Origin of the sequence: Dolichospermum sp. LEGE 00240 (assembly GCF_015207875.1) — a bacterium.
In the GTDB taxonomy this organism is placed as follows: domain Bacteria; phylum Cyanobacteriota; class Cyanobacteriia; order Cyanobacteriales; family Nostocaceae; genus Dolichospermum; species Dolichospermum gracile.
In genome coordinates this window covers 1-3,502 of the sequence record NZ_JADEVZ010000149.1, presented here as the reverse complement: position 1 = coordinate 3,502, position 3,502 = coordinate 1, and the positions used below count along the sequence as shown (strand labels likewise).

The window sequence follows — 3,502 nt, the reverse complement described above, 5'->3', positions numbered from 1 at the left end:
GCAATTACTATGGCGGTTAATGCTATTACTGATGAAAATGCTCTCAATTGGTTTAATCATTGTGGATTGTTTTTTGACCCTATTTAGATAGCTATTTTTGTACTGGACTTGATCGCAAACTGCTGTAGGTAGTAAAGCCATTGGTGTGGTGCTGTCGGGGGGTAATGAAGATGGTACAAGGGGTTTAGAAAGCATCAAAGGTGCAGGAGGTATTACCTTTGCTCAAGCTGAAGAAGCAGGAATGGTTAGCACCATGCCAAATACTGCTGTCGCTTCTGGTTATGTAGACTTTATCCTCACTCCCCAACAAATTGCTGAGAAACTAGCAAATATTAGTTCTCATCCCTACATTACAGAATCAGAACCAGTTGTGACAACTGAAGTCATCGCCGAACCAACAGATCCTTTATCACATATTTTCCAGCTTCTCCGGGCGGCTACTGGTGTTGATTTTACCTATTATAAACATACGACTTTGAAGCGGCGAATTCAGCGCCGGATGATGTTATATAGATTAGATAAATTAGAAGATTATATTTATTTTCTGCAAACTCACCCAGTTGAAGTTAACGCATTATATCAAGATGTATTAATTACTGTCACCAGTTTTTTCCGAGAGCCAGAAGCATTTGAAGCTTTAAAAACTAAAGTATTTCCCATTATTACTAAGCAGCGTAAAACTGATGATCCTATCCGTATATGGATAGCAGGATGTTCCAGTGGTGAAGAAGCCTATTCTATAGCCATTTGCTTAATAGAATTTTTAACCAATCAGGCAATGAATATCCCCATCCAAATTTTTGCTACAGATGTAAATGATGTAGCTATAGAAAAAGCGAGAATTGGTATTTACAAACCCAATCAAGTGGCAGATATTTCTCCCGAACGATTGCAACGTTTCTTTGTGCAGACAGAGAATGGCTACCAGATTAGCAAGTTAATCCGAGAACTGTGTGTTTTTGCCAAACAAAACCTAATTAATGATCCGCCTTTTTCTCGATTGGATCTCATTACTTGCCGCAATGTGATGATTTATTTGGGTTCTCCTGTCCAGAAGAAAATTGTGCCAATCTTCCATTATGGTCTTAAACCTACAGGCTTTTTAATGTTAGGTACATCAGAAACTGTGGGGGAATTTGCTGAGTTATTTACTGTGGTGGATAAAAAGTACAAAATATATGGTCGAAAAAGCACATCTGTCCCATTAGCGATTGAGATCATCGCTAGTCACCATCCTGTAGAAAGTCTCAAACTGCAACCATCAGTACCTGATATTTCTTGGAATGATATAGAAATACAGAAACAAGCTGACAGGATTGTGTTAAATCAATTTGCTCCTGTGGGTGTGGTTATTGATAAGGATTTAGAAATTTTGCAATTCCGAGGTCAGACAAGTCTTTATTTAGAACCAGCACCAGGCAAACCGAGTTTTAATTTGCTGAAAATGGCCAAGGAAGAATTCCGGCTTGATTTACGTACCTGCATTCATCAAGCTAAACGGCAACGGGTAGCAGTTAAAAAAGAAGGGATAAAAATTATCAAAAATGAGCTAGTTAGGCTAGTGAATATTGAGATAATTCCTTTTCAAATGCCTAATCAAGAGGCAGAAGATTTGTTTTTAGTTTTGTTTATGGAATCATTGCCAGCAGTTAATTCTGTGCGGGAATTATTCAATACCGATGTTGAATCTGTGCAGGAGCAAAATAACATTTATGTTAAAGAAATTGCTCATTTACAACAGGAATTAAAAACTACTAAAGAGTATTTGCAATCAATTATTGAAGAACAACAAGCTTCTAATCAAGATTTGAAAGCAGCGAATGAGGAAATTCTCTCTAGTAACGAAGAGTTGCAAAGTACCAATGAGGAATTACAAACAGCAAAGGAAGAAATTCAGGCTACTAATGAAGAATTAAATACTATTAATGATGAACTACAACGCCGGAATCTTGAATCTAATGAGGTCAGTAATGATTTACAAAATTTGCTAACTAGTATTAATATTTCTATCTTAATGTTAGGTAGTAATTTAGAAATTCGCCGCTTTACTCCGGTAGCAGGGGCAATATTTAATTTAATTTTTTCGGATGTGGGACGACCATTAACCGATATTAAACATAAGTTAAATATACCAGATTTAGAAGCACAAATTTTAGAAGTAATTAGCACTCTGAATTTTAAAACTCAGGAAGTGCAAGACCAGAATGGTCATTGGTATGATTTACGCATTAGACCTTATCGGACGATAGATAACAAAATTGATGGTGCTGTGGTAGTTTTGGTGGATATTGATGAACTCAAACATAGTACAGATCAACTTAGAGCAGCCCGTAATTATGCAGAAGCGATTGTAGATACTGTCCGCCAATCTTTAGTGGTGCTAGATACAGATTTACGGGTGGTTACGGCTAATCAATTTTTCTATGACACATTTAGGGTGATGCGAGAAGAAACAGAAAATCGCCTGATTTATGAAATCGGTAATGGACAGTGGGATATTGCTCAATTGCGATCGCTCTTAGAAAATATTATTACCCACCAAACTCAATTTCAAGATGTGGAAGTTGAGCATAATTTTGAGCAAATCGGCCATAAAGTTATGTGTCTCAATGCTCGGAAAATGCCACAAATAGAAGGTGATTCCCTGATTTTGCTAGTAATTGAGGACATTACTCAACAAAAGCAATTTGAAGCAGAACGGATTCAACTCCTAGAACAAGAACAATCAGCCCGGACTGCGGCAGAAACAGCTAACCGCGCCAAAGATGAGTTTTTATCCGTTCTCTCTCACGAATTGCGAAACCCCCTCAATTCTCTGTTAGGGTGGTCGAAGTTATTGAGCTTGAAGAAACTGGATGAGGCGAAGACTGAACAGGCATTAGCAGCCATTGAACGCTCTGCCCAAGCTCAAAACCTATTAATTATGGATTTATTGGATGTTTCCCGAATTAGCAGTGGTACTATGCGTCTCGATGCTCAAACAGTGAAGCTGATTCCTGTGATTTCCGCAGCCATAGACGTGGTGCATTTATCCGCAGAAGCAAAAAATATTCAAATTGAATCAAGACTAGATCCTGATGCCAAAACTGTACTCGGAGATCCGATCCGCTTGCAACAGGTAATTTGGAATTTACTTTCTAACTCGATTAAATTTACTCCCCCGGGCGGCAGAATTGATATCAGTTTAGATTACAGTGATTTTCAAGCACAAATTCAAGTTAAGGACACAGGGAAAGGTATTAGTCCTGACTTTCTGCCTTATGTATTTGACCGCTTCCGTCAATCTGATGGCAGTAAAACCAAGTCAAATCCTGGTTTGGGACTAGGGCTGGCCATAGTGCGTCATTTGGTAGAACTTCACGGTGGTACAATCACAGTCACCAGTCCAGGTGAAGGTCAAGGCTCAACTTTTACCGTTAGGCTACCTCTGCAAACTAACCTGAAAGCCACCGATATAGTCATAGAATCCATTGCTGCCTCTACCCCCCCTACCCCCTCTAGC

1 protein-coding gene is annotated in these 3,502 nt (G+C 38.8%); it reads left to right on the top strand.

Features of this window, described 5'->3' with window-relative positions; all coding sequences use genetic code 11:
• Window positions 1–145: 145 nt before the first annotated feature.
• A partial coding sequence (locus IQ226_RS24575) for a CheR family methyltransferase (protein ID WP_370567230.1) occupies window positions 146–3,502 on the top strand: 3,357 nt, incomplete at its 3' end.